This is a genomic window from Segatella maculosa DSM 19339 = JCM 15638, assembly GCF_000382385.1.
Classification (GTDB): Bacteria; Bacteroidota; Bacteroidia; order Bacteroidales; family Bacteroidaceae; genus Prevotella; species Prevotella maculosa.
The window spans coordinates 25,745-44,855 of sequence record NZ_KB908323.1 but is presented as its reverse complement, the minus strand read 5'-3'; the positions used below and the strand labels follow the sequence as shown (position 1 = coordinate 44,855).

General features: G+C 41.9%; 18 protein-coding genes, 1 tRNA gene and 2 pseudogenes. 12 read left to right on the top strand and 9 right to left on the bottom strand.

What is annotated here, in order from left to right; genetic code table 11:
- The first annotated feature begins 77 nt into the window (after positions 1-77).
- From H164_RS0106245 to H164_RS0106215, 7 genes are all read left to right on the top strand, one after another.
- A complete protein-coding gene (locus H164_RS0106245) occupies positions 78-1,166 on the top strand; it encodes a DNA cytosine methyltransferase (protein WP_019967833.1) in 1,089 nt (362 codons plus the stop codon).
- Positions 1,163-2,806, top strand: a complete 1,644-nt coding sequence (locus H164_RS0106240) for an ATP-binding protein (protein ID WP_019967832.1) — start codon at positions 1,163-1,165, stop codon at positions 2,804-2,806. Before H164_RS0106245 ends, H164_RS0106240 begins: the two co-directional genes overlap by 4 nt.
- A gap of 10 nt (positions 2,807-2,816) precedes the next feature.
- Entirely contained in the window at positions 2,817-3,734 is a 918-nt protein-coding gene (locus tag H164_RS0106235; RefSeq protein ID WP_006044042.1) for a restriction endonuclease, read from the top strand.
- Positions 3,735-3,744: 10 nt separating this feature from the next.
- A complete protein-coding gene (locus H164_RS0106230; protein ID WP_019967831.1) occupies positions 3,745-5,064 on the top strand; it encodes a DNA cytosine methyltransferase in 1,320 nt (439 codons plus the stop codon).
- An 8-nt stretch (positions 5,065-5,072) separates the two neighbouring features.
- Complete coding sequence (locus H164_RS0106225; protein WP_019967830.1) at positions 5,073-6,155, top strand: HpaII family restriction endonuclease; 1,083 nt, start codon at positions 5,073-5,075, stop codon at positions 6,153-6,155.
- An 87-nt stretch (positions 6,156-6,242) separates the two neighbouring features.
- On the top strand, positions 6,243-6,764 hold the full coding sequence (locus H164_RS0106220; RefSeq protein WP_019967829.1) for a very short patch repair endonuclease: 522 nt from the start codon (positions 6,243-6,245) through the stop codon (positions 6,762-6,764).
- A gap of 20 nt (positions 6,765-6,784) precedes the next feature.
- The gene (locus H164_RS0106215) at positions 6,785-8,329 is read left to right on the top strand and encodes an RNA-binding domain-containing protein (RefSeq protein WP_019967828.1); all 1,545 of its coding nucleotides are present in this window, start codon (positions 6,785-6,787) and stop codon (positions 8,327-8,329) included.
- 58 nt (positions 8,330-8,387) lie between these two features.
- On the opposite strand, the gene H164_RS0106210 is transcribed toward H164_RS0106215, so the two are convergent.
- The 3 genes and pseudogenes from H164_RS0106210 to H164_RS0106200 all read right to left on the bottom strand — a co-directional run bounded on the left by H164_RS0106210 (position 8,388) and on the right by H164_RS0106200 (position 10,449).
- A complete protein-coding gene (locus H164_RS0106210; protein ID WP_019967827.1) occupies positions 8,388-9,035 on the bottom strand; it encodes a hypothetical protein in 648 nt (215 codons plus the stop codon).
- 2 nt (positions 9,036-9,037) lie between these two features.
- Positions 9,038-9,709, bottom strand: a pseudogene (locus H164_RS14440) (relaxase/mobilization nuclease domain-containing protein); the annotation flags it as partial.
- A 281-nt stretch (positions 9,710-9,990) separates the two neighbouring features.
- Positions 9,991-10,449 (bottom strand): DUF6078 family protein, encoded by a 459-nt coding sequence (locus H164_RS0106200; RefSeq protein WP_025829948.1) that lies wholly within the window; start codon positions 10,447-10,449, stop codon positions 9,991-9,993.
- Positions 10,450-10,866: 417 nt separating this feature from the next.
- Here H164_RS0106200 and H164_RS0106195 point away from each other — a divergent pair, with 417 nt between their 5' ends.
- Genes H164_RS0106195 through H164_RS0106185 form a run of 3 tightly spaced genes read left to right on the top strand, consistent with a single transcriptional unit; the run spans position 10,867 to position 12,445 of the window.
- Positions 10,867-11,151 carry a hypothetical protein gene (locus H164_RS0106195; RefSeq protein ID WP_019967824.1) on the top strand — a complete coding sequence of 95 codons (285 nt, stop codon included), beginning with the start codon at positions 10,867-10,869 and terminating at the stop codon, positions 11,149-11,151.
- Positions 11,148-11,822, top strand: coding sequence for a hypothetical protein (locus H164_RS0106190; RefSeq protein WP_019967823.1), 675 nt, complete (start codon positions 11,148-11,150; stop codon positions 11,820-11,822). Before H164_RS0106195 ends, H164_RS0106190 begins: the two co-directional genes overlap by 4 nt.
- A gap of 59 nt (positions 11,823-11,881) precedes the next feature.
- Entirely contained in the window at positions 11,882-12,445 is a 564-nt protein-coding gene (locus H164_RS0106185; RefSeq protein WP_248616184.1) for a hypothetical protein, read from the top strand.
- Here the strand turns inward: H164_RS0106185 and H164_RS0106180 are convergent.
- The 4 genes and pseudogenes from H164_RS0106180 to H164_RS0106165 all read right to left on the bottom strand — a co-directional run.
- Positions 12,446-12,874 (bottom strand): annotated as a pseudogene (locus tag H164_RS0106180) (hypothetical protein); the annotation flags it as partial.
- 4 nt (positions 12,875-12,878) lie between these two features.
- Entirely contained in the window at positions 12,879-13,172 is a 294-nt protein-coding gene (locus H164_RS0106175) for a helix-turn-helix domain-containing protein (RefSeq protein ID WP_019967820.1), read from the bottom strand.
- Between the two features lie 124 nt (positions 13,173-13,296).
- On the bottom strand, positions 13,297-14,217 hold the full coding sequence (locus H164_RS0106170) for a hypothetical protein (protein WP_019967819.1): 921 nt from the start codon (positions 14,215-14,217) through the stop codon (positions 13,297-13,299).
- A gap of 233 nt (positions 14,218-14,450) precedes the next feature.
- Positions 14,451-14,535 (bottom strand) — tRNA-Leu (locus tag H164_RS0106165).
- Positions 14,536-14,709: 174 nt separating this feature from the next.
- Here H164_RS0106165 and H164_RS0106160 point away from each other — a divergent pair.
- Both H164_RS0106160 and H164_RS0106155 read left to right on the top strand, forming a co-directional pair.
- A complete protein-coding gene (locus H164_RS0106160; protein WP_019967818.1) occupies positions 14,710-15,798 on the top strand; it encodes a mannose-1-phosphate guanylyltransferase in 1,089 nt (362 codons plus the stop codon).
- Between the two features lie 21 nt (positions 15,799-15,819).
- Positions 15,820-16,020 (top strand): hypothetical protein, encoded by a 201-nt coding sequence (locus H164_RS0106155; RefSeq protein WP_019967817.1) that lies wholly within the window; start codon positions 15,820-15,822, stop codon positions 16,018-16,020.
- Positions 16,021-16,969: 949 nt separating this feature from the next.
- On the opposite strand, the gene dusB is transcribed toward H164_RS0106155, so the two are convergent.
- Positions 16,970-17,953 (bottom strand): tRNA dihydrouridine synthase DusB, encoded by a 984-nt coding sequence (dusB, locus tag H164_RS0106150; RefSeq protein WP_008564806.1) that lies wholly within the window; start codon positions 17,951-17,953, stop codon positions 16,970-16,972.
- A gap of 26 nt (positions 17,954-17,979) precedes the next feature.
- Positions 17,980-19,107: a DNA-processing protein DprA gene (gene dprA / locus H164_RS0106145; RefSeq protein WP_019967816.1), complete on the bottom strand. Its 1,128-nt coding sequence runs from the start codon at positions 19,105-19,107 to the stop codon at positions 17,980-17,982.
- Positions 19,108-19,111: the final 4 nt, after the last annotated feature.

Sequence of the window (19,111 nt, the reverse complement as noted above, 5' to 3'; positions counted from 1 at the left end):
CTGTAGTGGCTGCAATTGCAGATCTGATGCAGGTTCAGATATAGTTCGTAATTTTTGCCTATATAAATAGTTTTATTATGCAAAAGGAAACACATCATAAAAGACGAGGAAGATTACCATCTATTGAGGTGGTAGATCTGTTTTGCGGAATAGGAGGGCTGAGCTACGGCATGAAATCAAAAGGTCTTAAGATTCTTGAAGGTTTTGATTTGGATGCTACCTGTAAATATGCTTACGAGATTAATAATGAGGCGAAGTTTCAATATAAAGATATAAGAACCGTCACAAAGAAGGATATTCTTCCTTTCTATTCAAAAAAAGCAATAAAGGTTTTAGCGGGGTGCGCCCCATGTCAGCCTTTCTCTTCATATGCATTTAAAAACAAGAATAAAGACGAAAAAAAGTATAGTCTTTTAGATGAGTTCGGACGTTTGGTAAAAGAAGTTCACCCAGACATCGTTACTATGGAGAATGTACCCGCCATCGCTTCCTTTAAATTAAGATCTGTGCTGGCTGATTTTATAAAAGTATTAGAGGAAGAGAAGTTTCATGTAAAATATCAGGTCGTCTATTGTCCAGATTACGGTATTCCACAAACTCGTAAACGCTTGGTACTTTTGGCTTCTCGTTTTGGAAATATTAGTTTGATTCCACCTACTCATACAAAAGCAAATTATGTAACTGTACGCGATACCATTGGCGATCTTCCATCATTAGAAGCTGGGCACACCTGCTCTACCGATCCGTTGCATAGGTGCCGTGCATTAACCCCTTTGAATATGAGGAGGATTAAAGATACGCCTTATGGAGGAAGCTGGAAAGATTGGCCTGAAGATTTGTGGCTTAACTGCCATAAGAAAAAAGGTGGCAAAAGCTTTGGTAGTGTCTATGGCCGCATGGTATGGGAAAAACCTGCCCCAACTATGACAACTCTATGTACAGGTATTGGCAATGGTCGTTTTGGACACCCCAAGCAAGACAGAGCGATTTCCGCACGTGAAGCGGCTTTGTTCCAAACATTTCCCGTTACATATAAGTTCTTTCCGAACGAGAAAGATGTTTCGTTGACAAAAGCTTCGCGGTATATAGGCAATGCAGTTCCTCCTAAATTGGGAGAGGTGATTGCGGAAAGTATAAAACAACATATTAGAAATGTTCCATTATGAAACAGTACAATTTTAACATATCGCTCAGTATTCTTAATCACTTGGGTAGAAATCTTTATAGGAATTTCATCACTGTTCTTGGTGAAGCAATTTCCAATTCTTGGGATGCAGATGCACAGAATGTTTACATTACCATAGATCGCAATGCAATGATCCTTATTGTTCGCGATGATGGTGACGGTATGGATGGAAGCGATTTTCAAAATAAGTTTTTGAAAATTGGATACTCAAAACGTAAAAACAACAATACACATACAGCCAATGGACGTCCTTACATAGGAAGAAAAGGCATAGGAAAATTAGCTTTGCTTTCATGTGCTCAAACGGTAACCATTTTGTCAAAAAAAGAGAACTCAGAATTAGTTGGTGGTATAATAGACAACTCTGGACTTGACAAAGCTATAAAAGACGATATATCCTCTGACGAATATAGTCTTGGTGTACCAAATGAAGCTTTAATTTCTACTTACAGAGAACGATTATGTGACAATGGTACTGTAATTATTTTCGAAGGGCTGAAAGATGGAATCCGCAATCGGGTTGAATACATAGGAAAGTTAGTGGCTTTGTATTTCCGTTTTTCTCTAAAAGATCCAAGTTTTAATATCTATATAAATGAAAAGTTAATAACGATAGAAGAATTAAATTCAATAAAAGAAAAGACGCAGTTTGTCTGGATTTTAAATGATATAAATGACCCATATATTAAGGGCAGGAATTTTAAGAAATCCAAAATCCTTCCATTAGACAATAAGTCCGTAAAGGGGTTTATAGCTTCGGTTGAAAAACCTTCTGATATAAAAATTAACGGAACTGACGAAAAAGCAACTATTGATTTGTATGTAAATGGTCGATTAAGAGAAAAAGATATTTTGAGACATATTCCAATAGCAAGGATAGTTCAAAGCTACTTGTATGGACAGGTTCACTTCGATGGCTTAGACGATAATACCGACCGCTTTACAAGCAGCCGAGAAGGTGTTGTGCCTGACGATCCTAAGTTTAAGGACTTATTGAATATGTTAGAAAATATACTCAAGACCATAATTAACGATTGGGATATATGGCGTACAGAAATAAATCAAGATGGGGATCAGGAAAATTCAAGAATGACTAAGAAACAAAGAAAGTCCAAAGAGTTGTTTAATGTGGTGATAGAAGACTTCATTCCATCAAAGGAAAATGATATTAGCCGAAAGAAAGTAGATGGTTGGATAAAGGAAATGCAAGAAGATGCAGAGTTTAATCTATCTTCTTATGGCGAATGTTTCGTTTCTGAGAACCTTTTACGGAAATATGTCAAGGAGAAGAACATTCCCATTCCTCAAAATATTCAAAACAAAATTAATGCTTGGAAGACACAAGCAGAAAACGCAAAACAGAATGCCAATATTAACTTTAATATTCGAGAAGATGATACAAATTTAACTCACTTGGATATGGATAGTTTAGCTTATCTCGCAGATGATGAAACTGATCGAATAAAAAAGGCTACTTTGAGGAGAGATGCAACAGAATACAAGCCCATTAGAGATGCTCTAGCACACACCTCTCGACTAACAGTAATAGCAAAAAGTCGATTAACGATCACGTATGAGAATATTAAAGCAAGAATAATTAGTTTGTTGAATATGGCTTAAAACACTAAATATGGCGATACCAAAGTTTGAAAATTTTCTCTACCCATTTTTAAGTCAACTCAAAGATAAGGATGTGAGCATGACGGAAATGAAGAATGCTCTTGTGAAGCATTTTAATCTCAGTAAAGAGGATTGTTCATTGAAGACGAAGAATGGTTCTGCTTTTCAATTGAACGACCGCATTGGTTGGTCTCGCCAATGGCTGAGGCGCGCCCTTTTTATAGAGATACCTCAGCGTGGAGTATATCGGATAACACAACGCGGTAGAGATTATTTGAAGATGCATACCTATCTAAGAAAAGAAGACTTGCTGCAATATTCTGAATTTGCAGAATATGCACACATGTCTATATCTTTGAAGGACAAGCAGACATACAAGAAAACTGAAACAGATGAGATACTAGATGAATTGACCCCAACAGAGCAAATGGACGTTGCTTTCAAGAGCATTAATGATGACCTTGCCGCAGACTTGCTACAACGGGTATTGGATATGAGTCCAAACTTCTTTGAGAAACTTGTGCTTGATCTACTCTTAAATATGGGATTCGGAAGCCGAAACAAGGAGATGGCCATAGTCACTCCCACCAGTCATGACAATGGTGTGGACGGCATCATTCCCGAGGATGCCCTTGGGCTTGACAAGATCTATATCCAAGCTAAGCGATATGCAGATAATCCTGTCAGTAAACCAGAGATACACAAGTTCATTGGTGCACTTGATGAACAAAAGGCCACTAAGGGAGTATTTATAACCACTAGTAAATTCACTACTGGTGCAATTGAAACAGCCAACAAGGCTAGCAAGAAGATTGTTCTTATTGACGGGAAAAAACTTGCTGACTATATGATAGAATACAATGTAGGAGTTAGCGAAAAGAAAGTATATGAAGTAAAGAAATTAGATTCCGATTACTTTGAAGAATAATGAGAATAGCATGGTAAACAAAAAAATAAAATTAGTAAATTTCCCAGAAGAAGTTACGACGGAAGGTGTTAGAATCTACGGCGAAACATCATATGAGAATCAGATGGCTCTGTTAAGCCACTTTCTTCACAACCAACAGAAGGAAATGGATTTAAGCCAGAGAGAAGAAGTTATTCTGGCTATCCGCGAGTTCCTTTCTCGCAAGAAGTCACGTCAGATGCTTAACGATGACGAACTAAGTGATGAACAGATATGGATGGCAGCAGAATCACCTCTCCAGTACAATCTCTTTTCGGACTTTTTCAAAGTGCCATTCCCCGTCCCTGAACATCCTCGTTTTACCTTCATTGATCTGTTTGCTGGTATCGGAGGATTTCGTATCGCTCTTCAGAACCTTGGCGGTAAATGCGTTTACTCCTCGGAGTTTGATGCAAAAGCACAAGAGTCATATTTGGCAAATTATGGTGAGATGCCTTTCGGTGACATTACAAAAGAATCAACCAAGAGCTATATCCCCCAGCACTTTGACATATTGTGCGGTGGATTTCCCTGTCAGGCATTTTCTCTTGCTGGGCATCGTCTGGGATTCAAAGATGAGACACGCGGAACTTTGTTCTTTGAAATAGAGGCTATTCTCCGTAAACATCAACCACGTGCTTTTTTTCTCGAAAACGTAAAAGGACTTGCTATCCATGACAAGGGACGCACGTTAAAGACCATACTTGGACACCTTGACGATGCAGGCTATGATGTGGTGCCACCAAAGATTCTCAATGCTATGGATTTTGGTGTACCACAGCATCGTGAGCGTATCTACATCATCGGCTTTCGGAAGGATCTGCACATAAACACTGCAAATTTCCATTACCCAGAGCCACAAACAAAAGGCGAGAACCGTCCACGTTTCCGTGATGTAATGGAAAATGAAGTTCCGTCAGTAAAATACTATCTATCTACAACCTACGTTGAAACTCTGAAACGCCATCGTGCCCGTCATGAAGCGGCTGGTCATGGGTTTGGTTATGAAATAATTGATACAGATGGTGTAGCAAACGCCATCGTCGTAGGTGGCATGGGCAGGGAACGTAATCTTTTGATTGATAAAAGGTTGAAGGACTTTACCCCCATTACGAACATCAAAGGCGAAGTAAACCGTGAAGGCATCCGACGCATGACCCCCCGCGAGTGGGCAAGGCTGCAAGGCTTCCCTGACAAATTCAAGATAGTTGTAGCTGATGCTTCGGCTTACAAGCAGTTTGGCAATTCTGTAGCTATTCCTGCCATTCAAGCCACAGCAGAGAAGGAACTTCAAATGTTAGGAATTATATAACTAATAATATGACAAAGACTGCTAACAAAGGAGAGTGGAGTGAAATTTACGTTCTCTTCAAATTGTTGGGGGAAAAACAAGTTTATGCTGGTGACGGAAATCTGAACAAGATAGAAAATTTGTTTTACCCTATACTGAAAATTCTGCGTGATGAAAAGAAAGGACACTACGAGTATACTTTAGAAGATGATATTGTTGTGGTGACAGAAGATGGTATAGAATTATTACGCAGGAAAGTATCAGATTTTCTTGAAAAGGCAGGCATGTTGCTTAGTATCATTCGCCAGTCAAACGGTGCGTTCGTGGCTCCAGAGATAGAACAATTCATGTCTGAAATTCATTGCAGCAATATAAAAGCAAAATCTCAGAAAAAAACAGACATCAGAATTGTTATCCATGATCTGCGGACAGGTATGTCCCCCATACTTGGATTCAGCATAAAGTCGAAACTCGGTAGCGATTCCACGCTTTTCAATGCTGGAAAAACCACCAATTTCACTTTTGTGGTAAAAGGTCATGAATTTTCTAATTCCGAAATAGCGACCATAAATGCTATCAAAACACGGACAAAGTTTATTGACCGTGTTATGAGGATTCAAGAAATGGGAGGAAAATTCATGTTCAAAAATATGGATGATCCAATATGCCGTAATAACTTCATACTGATAGACAGTTACCTGCCATCTATAATGGCTGCAATCCTTCTGGAAGGTAATCAGGGTGGCAGTAAGGACCTGAAAATTCTGACAGAGATAATAGCCTCAAAAAATCCGATGAGATATGACATGACCAACAATCAGAAGTACTATGAGTGCAAAATTAAAAACCTTTTGGTAGCATCTGCACTCGGCATGGTACCACATACACCTTGGAACGGAAAATATGAGGCTAATGGTGGTTATCTCGTGGTTAAAGATGATGGAAACGTACTTTGTTATCATTTCTATGACCGCAATCTCTTTGAAGACTATCTCTATTACAACACACGTCTCGAATCTCCTTCGTCAAGCAAGTACGAATTTGCCACTCTTTATCGTGGACAGGACGGAAATTTGTATTTTAAATTAAATCTACAAATTCGGTTTAAATGATCATGCCCATCCGATGCCGTATATTTTTACACTCCTACGAAAAAGGAATGAATAAGTATCTATCAACAAGCGTTTTATAGAAGGTCTATGAGCGACACGCATACCCCACAACAGCGCCATGAAAATATGGCAGCTATTCACGGCAAGAACACAAAACCAGAAGTTGTTGTGCGCAAGTGGCTGTGGATACATGGATACCGCTATCGACTGAATCATCCACGGCTTCCTGGAAAACCGGACATCGTGATGAGAAAATACAGAACCTGTATTTTTGTTAATGGATGTTTCTGGCATGGGCATGAGGGGTGTAGGTATTATACAATACCGAAAACTAATACAGAATTCTGGATAAACAAGATCAGACGGAATCAGGAACGAGACCGAGAAGTGTGTCGCAAACTAGCCTTAATGGGGTGGCACTGCATCACAATCTGGGAATGTGAATTGAAATCGTCCCAAAGAGAATGTACTTTGGAATCCCTGATATTTACACTCAATAGCATTTTCCTGGAAGATCATAGCATAAAAAGGTACAAGATACCTGAAGAAAAACCATTAATGGCTGCGGAAGATATTACAGATAAATATGGATACAGAACAAAGAGGTAAAAGAATTCGTTGTACAATATATGACTATTCAAGAAATAACAACCCGCAAGGAAGACCAGACGTTTGATTGCAAGAGCATTCAAATAGAACCGAAAGTTTTGGCTATTTCTATCGTGGCATTTGCCAATGCTGACGGTGGGGTTGTCGCCATTGGAGTTTCTGACAAGACTCGGAAGATAGAAGGCGTGGATCAACATACGGAGAAATTGAATGAGTTGTTGCGTGTTCCTTTGGATTTCTGCAATCCTTCTGTGCCTATTACCACCGATTTGGTACCTTGTACTGATAAGGGTGGGAACGACAACCATATCTTGTTAATGTATATCCCTGCGAGTTCTGAGCTACATGCCAATCAAGTGGATGAAGCTTATATGCGTGTTGGCGATAAAAGTAGAAAGCTGTCTTTTGAAGAACGCATACAATTGATGTACGATAAGGGAGAGCGCTACTATGAGGATACGGCTGTGTATGGTGCTATGGTTGATGACATTGATATGGCTGCTGTAGAAAGATATACAGAATTAATTGGTTATACCAAATCAGCAAAGCAATATCTACATGAGAATAATGACTTCATGACTACCAATTCAAAGGGAGAGGAGCAAGTCAGTGTGGCTTGTGTCCTGTTGTTTGGTAAATATCCTCAAAAGTTCTTTCCTCGTGGACGCACTCGCTTCATCCGCTATAAAGGTACAGAGGAGCGAGTGGGTGCAGAGATGAATGTTATTAAGGACGTAACTTTTGAAGGAACGATACTTGATCAGGTGAAAGCCACGATAGCTTATCTTGAAACTCAAGTAGAGGAGCACACATTCCTTGGGCAGCATGGTCGGTTCGTGACCCATAGAGATTATCCTAAGTTTGTGATTCAAGAGATAGTTGTCAACGCTTGCTGCCACCGTGCTTACAATATCAAGGGCACGGAAATACAAATCAAGATGTTTGACAATCGTTTGGTATTTGAGTCGCCCGGTAGATTACCCGGAACGGTCAAGCCTTCAAATATTCGCCATACACATTTTTCACGAAATCCTAAAATAGCCCAATTTCTTAAAGCATACGACTTTGTAAAGGAGTTTGGTGAAGGTGTAGATCGCATGTGTAGGGAGTTGGAAGCCAATGGTACATCACATTTATCCTTCCATCTTGATGATTTTATTTTAAAAATCACAGTGCCGAAGGTTGTGTCGGAGCAAGAGGTGTCTGTGAAAGAGAATACGGACAAGGTGACTGATAATTACCTAAAGGTATCTGAAAAGGTGACTGATGAACAGCCAAAGGTATCTGATATGGTGACTGATAAGCAAATCAAGGCGACTAATAAACGAAAGGTAATAGTAGAGAAAGTTGTAGCCAAAGCATTAGAAAATGGTGATAAATTAACATCAAATCGTATTTCCATCTTGCAATTAATGGCTGAAAATCCTTATATTACCAAGATAGAACTTGCTGCAGCCGTAGGAATTAGTGCCACCTCTATCATGCGTAACATCGAATATATGCGTAACAAGTACCTCCGTCGTGTTGGACCAGATAATGGTGGCTTTTGGGAAATCATAGATTAAGATGTAGCGCACAAGCCCAACCAAGCGAGAATTTTGGTTGGGCTTGCCTCATATAGGGTTATTTCAATTTCATTTGCATCAAGCTATCTGCCTTTTGCTTCAATTCCATCTCGTAACTATCAGTTGCCTTCTTAATTTTTCTGATTGTGTTTTCATTGCGATGAATATCAAACACATCGTTGAGCCATAGAATATCCTTGGAGCTGCAACCTCGCCATACTCTGATGATACGGAACTTCAAGGCATCGTCCTTGTATTGCTGCTTGCTTTGCCATAAGAAGTAATTGCCGACCAAAGAAACAAAACAAAGGACAGATACTGCTACCACAGTAGTAAAGACTTTCGATGACTTGATGTCAAAGCTGTGCCTGTGAATCTGTTCCTGCGGTTGTGGATGCTCTTTCTGTTCCTGCCACTCGTGCAGCATGGTCAAGACACTTGCTACCAATTTGTCCATGGATTTAGCCTCCTCGTCCTTGATGCGCACTTGCACACCAATATACCTGTTAATCACTTCTTTTGTTCGCTGTTCATACTGATTGAGCAATTCCTGTTCTTTCTGCTCATCACTTTGTGCTAGTGTAGATTGAACAGGGAGGGAAACAGAACCATTCTCCTTTTCTTTCAACTCCTTTAGCTCCCTGTAAATTGTCTCCAGTTTGTTTTTGATTTCCTCAAAGAGGACAAATGTATTATTATCTGCCATAGTTATAAATGTATTTTACGTTTTTTCTTTTTCTTCTTTTTATCAAGTGTGTTATAAACCTCCGCAGGGACAGTGCCATGAGTCCGGAATAATCCCAATCCTCCTTCTATGAGGTCGTTGGTAATTTCGCTTGTAACACTTGCAACATTAGATACAAGATTTATCGTTCCTTGCATCTGCTGTTCGTTTTCTCTATTATTCTGTTGTAGGGCAAAGTCTATCTTGGAATAACTGAAACCCCTATCCACTTTAGAGCCATTGAAATGATAGCCGTTCTTTTCAAAAATAATCCCCTGCACTTCCTGTGAGTTGCCTTTGTACTTGAAACGGACACCAATATCCTGCTTTTTCAAATGAGCAAGTAAGGCTTTCCAATTCCTGCACTGAGCAATCTCTGCTTTCAACGTCTGATAGATTTCATATTTGGTCTTGTCAGGTTCTTTTAAACGATACTCCTTGACTTTCTCCTTGCCATCAGCGAAGTATAAACCGTATTTGGCGGTCAGTTCTTTGCAAATCTTCTCACTTTTGAACCTGTCGTTACGGTCAGAAATGGTCTTACCGTTATTGTCTATCCGATTGAAAGCGATATGAACATGTGGGTGCTCCTTATCGAAAGGAAGCCCGATAATGTACTGCGTATCTTTAATCTCCATCTTCTCCATATATTCACGAGTAACTCATGCCTTCAACAGTCTTCACCAATATGTTTATATACAACAGTCCATATACTGTATACGATGCTCTCCGCGGCCTATATCAGCGGAATTATACACGTTTGTATAATTTACTATACAAATCTGTATAATTAGTTATACACGCCTGTATAATTACTTATACAAACGTGTATAATACGGAAAGGCTTATATAAACAATACTGTATGGCTGATATGAGTGATACTGTATGGCTTATATGAATGAAGGAAGAGGCATAAGGGAGAGGCTGGGGTGAGGCCTACTTGTAGTGCTTCATACGCATGAGTGCAGGGTAATGTTCTTCATAGCGGTCGAACTCGATGCTTTGGCCGTCGTATCCCCTTTCGGTAAAGGCTTCTCGGATGTCCTGTTGCTCTTCCTCGGTGATGGCGCGGAGTTGCTCCTTGACGTGGTAATAGGTGGCCGAGCCGAAGCATTGCATGACGCCCAGTCGGACGCCGCGCAGGTCGGCGGCGCGCACGTTGTCGAAGATGCGGGAGATGCCCCATGCGTAGCGTTCTCGGCGGTCGGGTATGAAGAGCGGGCACGACCGGTTGCCTGTTATCACGTTGGGATTGGTCATCATATAACAATCTCGTGTGTTCTTCGCGAGCATCTTGTGGGCGGTGTGGCGCAGGCATTCGTTTGCCCGTTCGCAATGTTCGCCGCTGCAATGGGCGAAGTCGGCATCTAATTGGGTGTATTCTTCGAGGGTCATCATGTTGTTGTTTTAAATGGTTTGTTCTGACAGAATACAAAGATAAACAATTGTTTTTGTATATTGCAATTTTTGAATGAGATAGCACTATTTTGCTGAAAAATGTTACCTTTCGGATAACCTTTCAAGATAAATTGATTATCTTTGTATCGTGTCCTTTTTAAAGGCACATGACATCGTTGGAAAAGAAGAAGCGTTATGCTTATCTTGTAAGTTGAAAACCTGAGAAACTTTCAAATGTGTACAGGGATAGCATAGTGGTTCTCACGCTATAGCGTGGGCTACTATTACTACATTTGTACACAGGGTTTTCTCAGGACCTTCAACTTAGAACGTGGGCATAGTCAGTTCCACGCTTCTGCATTTTATAAATCGCCCTTATGGGACTGGAGGACGAAAACAAACTAAACAATAATAATGATTACAGTTCAACAAGCGAAAGAGGTTATTGAGAAGATGGAGAATTCATTCAGCTCTCATGATTTTATTCAAAAGTTCAATGCAACGAAAGGTGGAGCCTATCTAAACGATATTCTACGTGATTCTCCATCGGATATACACAAAGAACATGCTGCCATTGGCCGTTTCTTATCTACTTACATGGATAGATTGAAGATAAAGAAGAATGGACGGACTTTATCGGAGAATGTATTTGGGAGAATGAATGAGGTACAGTTGTGGAAGAAAAAAGAAGAACTATGATAAAGCAGGTTCTAAAATGGATTGGAATAATCGTTGGTTCCATCTTTGGGTTTATGATTGTCGCTTTTATTGCAGAAGAATTTCTCAGATCAGTAGAGAGTCACAAGTACAGTATGGAACCGGATGAAAGCGCAAAAGAGCTTTGCATATGTTATTTTATTGATAAGGAGGCTATCAATGCTTATCTCAATAAGTTTGATAGAGGATTATACGATAATATAACGAGCTACAATAAATATTATCCTCGCCCTGAAATGTATTTAGACACGAGAGGCTACGTATTTTCTGATGTGTTAGCAAAGATGAAAGAAAAGGGGCATGGCTATTTAGCAGCAGATAATCCTGAGCTTATCGCCGACTTCCATAGCTATATGGGAGGTAAGGAAAGATACCCCATGAGTGAAGTTGAAAAATACTGTAATGAACGACTTGGATTATCGCTTACAAGCAATGAAACACACGCATTTTGGATTCTTTACCTATCCGATATTTCCAGCGAAATTAGAATGCCCATCTTAAAATATAAGTTTGTAGAGCAGATAGAGGATTTGAAAATATACACCGTCTACGATTATAATATAATGAAGAAAGCGACTCTCAAGTTATATTCAGATGGACGGGTAACTATAGGAAATATTGAGAAATTCCATGATTCTGAAGAAGAAAAGTAGTATAAGGAATTGTTATACAAACCCTATTCAACATTAACGATAAACATTGACTTTATAATATGGGAAGAATTGTAAAATGCCCAATATGCGGCAGCTTTAATGACATTGAGGAATCGAATACCTGTTCGGAATGTGGTAACAGACTGAGACCAAGGGGATTGTTTCAAGTATTTTTATACATGATTGCCCCACCTCTCAATTCCATTCTTGGTCCCGTCGGGCACGTTATAGTGAACATCTTGAGTAAGTTGGGTTGTTTAGGAACTCTTATTTTGGGGGCTATCTTAGCTTATTGCATCCATAAATATGTCCCCAATATATCGAAAGAGAAAAGTAAGAAAGATGCGATTGAACTGAATGAGAAGCGTAATTATCAAGATGACGCTACAGTCGAGGAACAACAACCAGTTTTAATGCAGGAAACGACACCCGAGGAAAACGAGAACACAGAGGAAGAAGAGAATATTGAACCATCAGATGACAATAGAGATGAAGAGGTGGAAGTAAATAGCGTCGATAAAGAAGTTGGGACACCTAAGGAAAATGTGGACGAAATAAGTTCAGATCAATTGATAAAGGCTAATAAGAAGATGCATGAGAATGATGTACAAGAAGTGGAATAGCTTTAATTTACCAAGCTGAGTGTTTTTCTCTATCTTGTATTCATCTGGCACCATCAGGAGAATGGGGAGTTTCTGCACGGGTTGGAGATAGAGCAATTGCAAGTAATCCATGCTCAACTCGCATTGTTCCCCAAAGATATGCTTTATCAGGGATTCGATGTGTAGGAACTCTCCTTCTTTTGGTTGGTGTCCTATCGCCTCGTAGAGATTCAGAAACTTGTCAACCACTGGTTGATAGTTCACGTGGTTAGGTACGGTACAGAAACCATCGTACTTCGGGACAGTGGCAATAAAGTCCTTACCATAGTCCTGCCGTAGCGTTTCATTGTTCCACACAATACGCTTCTTGACAAAGCCACCATTAATACGAGGTTGGTTCACAATCTTGTGCAATGTTGTGCCAACATGAATGAAATTCTCGTTTTCCATAGCCTTACTTCTGCATTAAAGGTTTGTTACCCATAATATATCTCTGTGCTTCTTGGGCTATTTGCGCAGAAGTCTTGATAGGATTCTGACGCAGCCATGCTTCGAGTTCTGCTTTCTCAAAATAAAGCATCTTACCTTGTGGCTTGTAATGCGGTATCAAATTGCCTGATGTGAGTTTGTAGAGATAACTCTTTGAGAGGTTTAAGAACCTGCTGGCTTCTTCAAAACTCAGCACGTTCTTATTCATGAATACCATTTGTTCGAGTTCTTCAACTCGAGTTTCTAATGTCTTGTTCATATTGAAAACATTTTGAATTAAACAATATGAAGGTGCACCTTCGCTAATTATTTGTTAACGAGGGCAAAATTAGAAACGATAAAAGTAAATGGCGTTGAGCAATGTTTGAGATATTAACCTATGCTCAACCTTTTTTCTGTTGTTTGAAGTATTTATCAATGGTTTCCCATCCTTTCGGCTGCTTCATGTTGACTTGGTCTGTTGCAGTAGAAAGGTCGGTGCGTGCCAGTGGTGTATCTTTTGTTTTCCCCAAGACAAGTTCATTACGAGCAATCGCAGATTGCCATTCATCAGTAATGAACCCTCGAAGATTAAGACTTTGCATGAGATACGCCAACTGGCGGTTGTTGTTTGATTTCAGGGCACCTTTTAGCTTACAAGCAAAAAAATCTTTGAGTATCTTAGGAGATATGCAAGTTGTAAATAATTGAATTTCGTTGATGCAAGCGGTAAGAATCTCAATTTGCTCATCTGTAAAATCAGATTGAAATGGATTTGTTCCTTTGCCAACGATGACAGGTTTCTTTTTCTGCTCGCATGGTTCATCGTTTACCAAGACTGAAGAGCGAGACCGATCAGTTTGTACCTCAGTCAATTCAATGCGTTCTATTTCTGCCATGAGGTATTTTGCATAGCGTTCATATAGAATCGCATCAACAAGATACGAGAACATTGGCAGGACATCATTATATAAGGTGCGTGCCTCAATGTACCTCGCATATTCAAATGAAGATACAGAGAAGGAGCTATATTTCTGTTTTTGTTCTTTGGTCAGTGATTCAAAGAAAGTACTTTCCCACAAAAAGTCATCATTGTTGTAATACTCCTCCACACACGCAAGAGCAGGGTAATTCAGATAAATGGAAGAAAGTTCGTCAGTTATTCGGATATATTCTTTTTGCAACATCTCTTTAAGTTGTACATTGCTAATACAACTCTTCTTTCTCAGAATATTTCCAATGAGCACATTGTAGGTCTGAGTAATGCAATAGATTAATATTCGTTGAATACTGTCAAGCTGTATCTTTAGATTGTCATTTCCCATTTTGCAATTTTTATGGTGGGCACTGTTTACAAAGATAAGGTATTCATTGGAGAAAAAGCCAAGAAAGGGAAACAAACAGAATAAAAGGGAAGAGTTGTCGTTAATTAAATATAAATCTAAGTGGCGATAAACTATAAAAGTACACCTTTTCAATAGTTTTGTTAGAAAGTACACTTTTAGTACATATTGAAAAAGTAAAATCCCTTGTAAATCAGCGATTTACAAGGGATTTGTGGTACCCAGACCCGGGCTCGAACCGGGATGCCTTGCGGCACTGGTGTTTGAGACCAGCGCGTCTACCTATTCCGCCATCTGGGCATGGTTGCCTCTTGGAGACAGATGCAAAGGTAGGAAGATTTTTTTGATTGGCAAAGCTTTTCATGAGAAAAGTGTTCTTTTTGTGTAAGGTTTCCATAAAAAAGCAAAAAGACTTTGCGGTTTCGTTTTTAATATTTAAATTCGTTGAGTAAATAAAGAAACTCAAAAGCAGGCATGACCTTAAACAATTTCTATTGTGTGATTTTGGCCGGAGGCAAAGGACGCCGGCTTTGGCCATGCAGTCGCGAGCGTTTTCCTAAACAGTTCGTTGACTTCTTTGGCGTAGGACGCACGCAGTTGCAGCAGACTTACGACCGATTTTCCGCAATCTTGCCGCAAGAGAACATTTATATTAACACCAACGAGGCGTATTCGGACTTGGTACACGAACAGTTGCCCGAAGTTGCGGCTGACCGCGTGATGGCCGAGCCCATTTATCGCAACACAGCACCAAGCGTAGCATGGGCCATGCACCGCATCGGGCGCATCAATGAGGACGCTTGCCTGATTGTTGCACCTTCCGACCAGATGGTACTCAGCGAAATAAACTTCAAAAATAATCTATTGGAAGGCTTAGAATTCGTCGCAACGCACGACTGCCTGCTGACCATGGCCGTCAAACCCACGCGCCCCGAACCGGGATACGGCTACATTCAACTCGGAGAATACGCCGGAAAGGGCGATATTTACAGTGTGCGCACGTTCATCGAAAAGCCCGAACGCGACTTTGCACGCATGTTCATGGACAGCGGCGAATGGTATTGGAACACGGGAATGTTCCTCTCCAACGTCCGTTTCTTGCGCAAAAGTCTGTACCGTCTGCTGCCATCGGTGTTGCGAAACCTCGATGCCAGCAAGCCCGATTGGACCATCGCAGACGAGAATGCCTTTGTGAAAGCGAACTTTCCTTCGTACCCCAATATCTCCATCGACTTCGGAATACTCGAGAAATCCGACCACGTCTACCTCAAACAGTGCGACTTCGGGTGGGCCGACATGGGCTCTTGGCACGGCGTTTACGAGGCCATACAAAAGGGAGATGACGACAATGTGGTCATCAATTCGGACGTTTATCTGGAAGATGCCCGCAACAACATCATCAAAATGCCCGAAGGTCGGCTGGCCGTCATCAACGGATTAGACGGCTACATCGTGGCTGAAGAAGGCAATGTGCTGCTGATTTGCAAGAAAGAAGACTCTTCGGCACTCATTCGAAAATATGTTGCAGAGGTGCAGATGAGGAAAGGACATGACTTCGTGTGAGGCACATAATAAACCAAGAATATGATAGAAAAGACTTTAATCGACGCTTATCGCGAGCAAGTGAGGCAGTGCCTGCTGCACGCAACCAAGGAAACGGGAGAGCCGCAACTGACAGAAAGCGAGGTGAAAGAACTGATGGAGATGTTCACCGACGACGACCTTGTCTTCGGAATGCCTTTCAATACACCCGAAGAGATGGCCGATATGTTGCTGGAAAAGTGATAAAAAAAATCGGTGAAGATTTCTCTCCCCGATCATCAAGGGTGTATAGCCGTCACGGCTCCACCACTTTCATCTAAAATTACAACCTTTTAACCTAAACTAATAACTAAAAACCTAAACCTATTAACCTGTATTACAATCTTTTTTTACCTTAACCAATACCTAATTTTGGTGTTATTCCTGAAAAACAATCTTCTTTTTACCTTAACTGACCTATTGTCTTTTGGTATTGCAAAGGTAGGAAGATTTTGCGAAATACCAAGAAACGAAACCTGTTTTTAACGAAAATACCGCGTATTTTTGACATAAATCAATTATTTGTGCGCGAACACACCTCCTGAAACACTCATTTTCATGCTTTGCCCGTCATGATGTTCCTCCATTAAAACGCTACTTTCGTTCACCTTTCCAACCGAAACTGTTTTTTATTTGAACGAAAGTTGAGGTACACGGTTCGTGCATTTCCTCACGTTTCAGTTGACAGTTGACAAGTAAACGGGTGAAGAAGTTGAATGTGCATACGGATATGGGGACGCACGGTTCGTGCGTTTTGCTCAAATGGGCTGCGTATTCGCTTGCCATTCACCTTGGGCGGACGCACGGGCCATGCGTCCCTACATACCCATATCGGTCGGATTGATGTGTAAAATGGGTGATGGGGCGAGCTGTGCGAATGCATGTAGGGACGCACGGTCCGTGCGTCCATTCAAACGGCAGTGTACATTGAAAATCAATCGCTTGCATTCCCTGTTCTAATCTCAGCCATTTCACCGTGTAATATGGGTGAGATTACGCGGTGAAACGGCTGAGATTGCACGACAATATGGCTGAGATTGGGATGCAAGGTGCAAGTGATTGAAATCCAATGCGAAAGAAACGGCGCGGCGTAACGATTTCAAACGTGCCACGACCCTTTGGCAGCTATTTGCGATTGCAGCGCGGCAAGCGGTCACAATGATTTCAACAGCGCGCGACAGTCTTCCAGAATGGCAGTCAGTTCGGCCGTTTTTGTGGCGCGAAGCATGGCTATCCGCATCGGTTTGAAGTCGGGAATGCCTTTGAAAATGGGGCTTGAAGCGAGGTGACGGCGCGTGTGAATGATACCTCGATACTCGTCTATTCTCTCCACATTTATCCGGAGTTGCTCCTCAAGAATATCGATTTTGTCGTCTATGGTCAACGGTTTTGCCGTCGCATTGTCGATGAAATCGCGCATCTCTTTGAATATCCATGGCCGCCCAAACGTGGCTCTTCCCACCATAACGGCGTCCACTCCGTAGTCGTCGAACGCCCGTTTGGCTTCCTCGGGTGTGCTGATGTCGCCGTTACCGATAATGGGAATGTGAATCCGGGGATTGCGTTTTACCTCGCCAATCAGCCTCCAATCGGCCGCACCGGTGTACATTTGGGCTCGCGTTCTGCCATGAATCGTGAGGGCTTGAACGCCACAATCCTGTAGCTGTTCGGCCAATTCTGTGATGATAAGATGGTCATTATCCCAGCCCAAACGAGTCTTAACGGTGACCGGAACATCAACAGATTGCACCACGTTTCGGGTGATATCGAGCAGCAAGGGAACATTTTTCAGCATGCCAGAACCAGCTCCCTTGCCAGCCACTTTCTTTACGGGACAGCCGAAATTCAGGTCAATCAAGTCGGGTTTTACACGTGAAATGATTTGCGAAGCCTGCACCATTGACTCCACATTTCGGCCGTAAATCTGAACTCCGATGGGCCGTTCTGCATCGTTAATTTCTATCTTATTGAGGGTTGATTTGATGCTTCTTACAATGGCATCTGCTGAAACAAACTCTGTATAAACCATGGCCGCGCCATACCGTTTACATAGCATTCGGAAGCCAATATCGGTCACATCTTCCATCGGAGCAAGGAAGATTGGACGCTCACCAAAGTCGATTTTGCCTATTTTCATACGTCGGCAAAGTTACAATATTTTCCTTATCCCAGCAAATGATAGCTGCCGCCGGGCATCAGTTTTACCACCCCTTTCATCTCAAGCCTGAAGAGCGAGGCTGTGAGATGGGCTATCGGGAGGTTTGTTTTAACGGTAAGCATGTTCACTTGCAGGTCGTTTTGCTGACTCAACACAGCTACTATCAGTTGCTCTTCGGCCGAGAGTTCGGGGAAAAGTTGCCGTTCGATGCCCTCGTTACGGACCTTGGAGAGTAGCTTGTCCTGCCATCCCATGGCATTGATGAAGTCGAAAGCCGAGGTGATAAGGGCGGCCTGATTGTCGCGAATGAGGTTGTTGCAGCCCTCACTATAGGTCGAACCGACGGCTCCGGGAAATGAAAATACATCGCGATTGTACTCTCTTGCGAGGCGAGCTGTGATGAGTGCACCGCCGTGAACTGCACTTTCAACGACGATACATGCGTCGCTCAAGCCTGCCACAATGCGGTTCCGGCGCACGAAGTTCTGCTTGTCGGCGTTGGTGTGTGAGGCATATTCGGTGAGCAAACCGCCTTGATGGAGCATTTGTTTCGCGGTATCTCGATGCGCATTGGGGTAGAGATTGTCGAGCCCATGCGCCAAGACAGCAACGGTATTGAAGCCGTTTTGCAGTGCATTTCGGTGGGCTTGAATATCCACACCATAGGCAAGTCCGCTCACGATAAGGGCGTCCGGGCAGAGTTGTTTCAGGTCTGTTGCGAACCGACGGACAAGGTCTTGACCGTAAACCGTGCAACGTCGCGTACCCACAATGCTGATGATGCGCCGGCAATTGAGGTCGGCGGTGCCCTGATAGAATAAGACCAGCGGTGCGTCGCAGCACTCACTGAGGCGCTGGGGATAGCATTCATCGTTCAGACAAAGCACATGTATGCCGTTGTTTCCGGCCCATTTCAGTTCCGCTTCGGCCCATCTTTGCAAGGAATCAATATGCTGGAACGCCTCAACGAGGCGCGGCGAGGCTTCGGGGATGAGGCTTCGAATGTCGCGATGTTGCTCCATAATGGCCGTGGCCGAGCCCACCCGGCGGTAGACTTCGAGTATCCCTGCGAGATTATAAAAGCCTATCCGCGATAGAACAAGAGTGTTGAACTGTTCCTGTTGGTCTGCCATGGCA

Bases quoted from the DNA above. Each gene is read 5' to 3' on its own strand.
- H164_RS0106245 (WP_019967833.1), top strand. From the start codon at position 78: ATGCAAAAGGAAACACATCATAAAAGACGAGGAAGATTACCATCTATT.
- H164_RS0106240 (WP_019967832.1), top strand. From the start codon at position 1,163: ATGAAACAGTACAATTTTAACATATCGCTCAGTATTCTTAATCACTTG.
- H164_RS0106235 (WP_006044042.1), top strand. From the start codon at position 2,817: ATGGCGATACCAAAGTTTGAAAATTTTCTCTACCCATTTTTAAGTCAA.
- H164_RS0106230 (WP_019967831.1), top strand. From the start codon at position 3,745: ATGGTAAACAAAAAAATAAAATTAGTAAATTTCCCAGAAGAAGTTACG.
- H164_RS0106225 (WP_019967830.1), top strand. From the start codon at position 5,073: ATGACAAAGACTGCTAACAAAGGAGAGTGGAGTGAAATTTACGTTCTC.
- H164_RS0106220 (WP_019967829.1), top strand. From the start codon at position 6,243: ATGAGCGACACGCATACCCCACAACAGCGCCATGAAAATATGGCAGCT.
- H164_RS0106215 (WP_019967828.1), top strand. From the start codon at position 6,785: ATGACTATTCAAGAAATAACAACCCGCAAGGAAGACCAGACGTTTGAT.
- H164_RS0106210 (WP_019967827.1), bottom strand. From the start codon at position 9,035: ATGGCAGATAATAATACATTTGTCCTCTTTGAGGAAATCAAAAACAAA.
- H164_RS0106200 (WP_025829948.1), bottom strand. From the start codon at position 10,449: ATGACCCTCGAAGAATACACCCAATTAGATGCCGACTTCGCCCATTGC.
- H164_RS0106195 (WP_019967824.1), top strand. From the start codon at position 10,867: ATGATTACAGTTCAACAAGCGAAAGAGGTTATTGAGAAGATGGAGAAT.
- H164_RS0106190 (WP_019967823.1), top strand. From the start codon at position 11,148: ATGATAAAGCAGGTTCTAAAATGGATTGGAATAATCGTTGGTTCCATC.
- H164_RS0106185 (WP_248616184.1), top strand. From the start codon at position 11,882: ATGGGAAGAATTGTAAAATGCCCAATATGCGGCAGCTTTAATGACATT.
- H164_RS0106175 (WP_019967820.1), bottom strand. From the start codon at position 13,172: ATGAACAAGACATTAGAAACTCGAGTTGAAGAACTCGAACAAATGGTA.
- H164_RS0106170 (WP_019967819.1), bottom strand. From the start codon at position 14,217: ATGGGAAATGACAATCTAAAGATACAGCTTGACAGTATTCAACGAATA.
- H164_RS0106160 (WP_019967818.1), top strand. From the start codon at position 14,710: ATGACCTTAAACAATTTCTATTGTGTGATTTTGGCCGGAGGCAAAGGA.
- H164_RS0106155 (WP_019967817.1), top strand. From the start codon at position 15,820: ATGATAGAAAAGACTTTAATCGACGCTTATCGCGAGCAAGTGAGGCAG.
- dusB (WP_008564806.1), bottom strand. From the start codon at position 17,953: ATGAAAATAGGCAAAATCGACTTTGGTGAGCGTCCAATCTTCCTTGCT.
- dprA (WP_019967816.1), bottom strand. From the start codon at position 19,107: ATGGCAGACCAACAGGAACAGTTCAACACTCTTGTTCTATCGCGGATA.